This is a genomic window from Erythrobacter sp. CCH5-A1, from assembly GCF_001557115.1.
Lineage (GTDB): Bacteria > Pseudomonadota > Alphaproteobacteria > Sphingomonadales > Sphingomonadaceae > Erythrobacter.
In genome coordinates, this window is sequence record NZ_LSKQ01000085.1 from 1 (window position 1) to 2,663 (window position 2,663).

Below are 2,663 nucleotides of genomic sequence, written 5' to 3' on the forward strand. Positions count from 1 at the left end.
GCCCCCGACCTCGCCCATACGCCGAGGTTCCGCCCCTTCATGCTCGCCCACCCGCTCGAGGACGGGGTGGTCGACCTTGCCGACTACGCCGCCGAGTGGAAATGGGACGGGATCCGGGTGCAGCTTGTCAGGGCGGGCGGAGAAACGCGGGTCTATTCACGCTCGGGCGACGATATTTCCGCGACCTTCCCCGAGCTGCTGGACGTGCTGCCGATGGACGCGGTGCTCGATGGCGAATTGCTGGTGCGAGGGGTCACGCAGGGCGGCGAGGCCGGGGGTGCGGCCAGCTTCAACGCGCTCCAGCAGCGGCTCGGGCGCAAGACCGTCTCCAAGGCGATGCTGCGCGATTACCCTGCCTTCGTGCGGCTCTATGATGTGCTGCTGCTCGAAGGGCAGGACTGGCGCGAGGCCCCGTGGCAGTCGCGCCGCGCGACTCTTGAAGCGCTGATGCCGCGCCTCCCCACCAGCCATTTCGACCTCTCCCAGCTGGTCGAGGCCGAGGATTTCGAAGCCCTCGCACGCATCCGCGACACGGCGCGCGACGAGGCGATCGAGGGGCTGATGCTCAAGCACCGGACAAGCCCTTATGTCGCAGGCCGCAAGGTCGCCCTGTGGTACAAGTGGAAGCGCGATCCGCTGCTGATCGACTGCGTGGTGATGTATGCCCAGCGCGGGAGCGGCAAGCGTTCGAGCTTCTACAGCGACTACACCTTCGGCTGCTGGGACGGGGACCCCGATGCGGGCGCCGAGCTGCTCCCCGTCGGCAAGGCCTATTCGGGCTTCACCGACGAGGAGCTGAAAAAGCTCGACCGCTTCGTGCGGCAGAACACACTGAAAAAGTTCGGACCCGTCCGCGAGGTGAAGCGCGAGCTTGTGTTCGAGGTGGCCTTCGATTCGGTCCACGCCAGCAAGCGCCACAAGAGCGGCCTCGCGATGCGCTTCCCCCGCATCCACCGCATCCGCTGGGACAAGCCCGCGCACGAGGCGGATCGGATCTCGACGCTGCGGGGGCTGATCAAGGATTAGGCCTCCTTCGTCATTGCGAGCGAAGCGGAAGCGAAGCTGGCCAATTGGCCAACCAATCCATCGCCCGCCCTCGCACTTGGCGGAAAGGTCGGATCATGGGTTGCTTCGTCGCCTCCGGCTCCTCGCAATGACGAGATGGGGAGGCGTGGGGGATTGACGCAGCGCCGCGCATGGCGCAAATAGGTTGCAAATCGCAACCGGAGAGAGAAGCCATGTCCTACGCTACCGCCGCCCTTGCCACCTACGTCAACATGCTCGCCACGCTCGATCACATCGTCACCAAGGCGGAAGCCCACGAGAAGGGCGAGGCCCTGCTCCAGGCGCGGTTGGCCGAGGACATGTTCCCGCTCGCGACGCAGATCCGCTTCATTTGCAACATGCCGGGCGAGGCGCTTGCGCGGCTGACGGGCCTCGACTTCACGTCGAGCGACACCGACCCCTCCACCTTCGCCGAAGCCCACGAGCGGATCGCCGGCGCCAGGGCGCTGGTCGCGGCGAGCGATCCTGCCACCTGGCCCGCGGCGGGCGATCCCGTCGAATTCACCCTCCCCAACGGCATGACCTTCGCGATGCAGGCGCACGAATATTGCCGCGACTGGGCCATGCCGCAGTTCTATTTCCACATCACCGCCGCCTACGCGATCCTGCGCGCCGAGGGCCTTCCCCTCGGCAAGGCGGATTTTGTCGGCTACATGTTCAAATACATGAAGCAGCCGAACCCCGCCTGAGATGCACCGCTACGACCCCGCGCGCCAAGGCCTCGCCCTCGGGCTGGCTGCGCTTGCGGGGTTGGTGGATGCGACCGGCTTCGTGGTGGCGGGGGGCTATTTCACCTCCTTCATGTCGGGCAACACCACGCGGATGGGGGTGGAACTGGTGCATTCGCCCGCGTTGGCGCTCGCCCCGCTGTGGCTGATCGGCGCGTTCCTCGCCGGAGTGACCGGGGGCGCACTGGTCGGGCGGCGCTTTGCGGGGCGGCACAAGCGGGTGCTGCTCGGCCTCGTCGCCCTGCTGCTGAGCGGTGGCGCGGGATTGCTGGCGGCAGGGCTGGCGGTGCCCTTCCTCGGCCTCGCCGCGATGGCGATGGGGCTCGCCAACAATGTCTTCGTGCGCGATGGCGAGGTGACGGTCGGCGTCACCTACATGACCGGCGCGCTGGTGCGCTTCGGGCAGGGGATTGCCGCGAGGCTGGCAGGCGCGCCGCTCGAATCGACCCGCGGCTACGGCCTCCTGTGGAGCGCCCTCGCGCTGGGAGCGTCGGCGGGCGGCGGGCTGTGCCTGATCGCCCCGCTCTGGGCCGCTGCTCTCGCCGCGCTCGCCGCACTGGCGCTGTGGGGCTTTGCCTTCGCGGCCGAGCGCTAGAGCGCCACCGCCAGCAGCTTCTCGCGCGACGTCGCGCCGCGCAACAACCTCACCCGCGAGGGCGCCAGCCCGAGCGCCCGCGCCACCACCGCAAGCACCGCCTCGTTGGCAGCCCCCTTGTCGGCAGGCGCGCGAACCTTGACCAGCACCGCCGTCTCGGTGAGCGTCACGCTTTCCTCGCGCGCGCCCGGCGTCACCTTGACCGCGAGCCGCCCGTCGGCACTAGAGTCTGTCCTGTTTAGACTGAATCGATGTGGGATTCCCAAGGGGTGCTG

General features: G+C 68.2%; 4 protein-coding genes. 3 read left to right on the plus strand and 1 reads right to left on the minus strand.

What is annotated here, in order from left to right; all coding sequences use genetic code 11:
- The 3 genes from AX708_RS04165 to AX708_RS04175 form a co-directional block, all read left to right on the plus strand.
- On the plus strand, positions 1 to 1,026 hold a 1,026-nt coding region (locus AX708_RS04165; protein WP_082747203.1), incomplete at its 5' end, for a cisplatin damage response ATP-dependent DNA ligase.
- A 212-nt stretch (positions 1,027 to 1,238) separates the two neighbouring features.
- Positions 1,239 to 1,754: a DUF1993 family protein gene (locus AX708_RS04170; protein WP_066529431.1), complete on the plus strand. Its 516-nt coding sequence runs from the start codon at positions 1,239 to 1,241 to the stop codon at positions 1,752 to 1,754.
- Position 1,755: 1 nt separating this feature from the next.
- Positions 1,756 to 2,388, plus strand: a complete 633-nt coding sequence (locus AX708_RS04175) for a YoaK family protein (RefSeq protein ID WP_066529429.1) — start codon at positions 1,756 to 1,758, stop codon at positions 2,386 to 2,388.
- Here the strand turns inward: AX708_RS04175 and AX708_RS04180 are convergent.
- On the minus strand, positions 2,385 to 2,654 hold the full coding sequence (locus tag AX708_RS04180; RefSeq protein WP_067489578.1) for a DUF167 domain-containing protein: 270 nt from the start codon (positions 2,652 to 2,654) through the stop codon (positions 2,385 to 2,387). The two genes, AX708_RS04175 and AX708_RS04180, sit on opposite strands and share 4 nt — an antisense overlap.
- Positions 2,655 to 2,663: the final 9 nt, after the last annotated feature.

Coding starts and splice junctions, on each gene's coding strand:
- AX708_RS04170 (WP_066529431.1), top strand. CDS start 1,239: ATGTCCTACGCTACCGCCGCCCTTGCCACCTACGTCAACATGCTCGCC.
- AX708_RS04175 (WP_066529429.1), top strand. CDS start 1,756: ATGCACCGCTACGACCCCGCGCGCCAAGGCCTCGCCCTCGGGCTGGCT.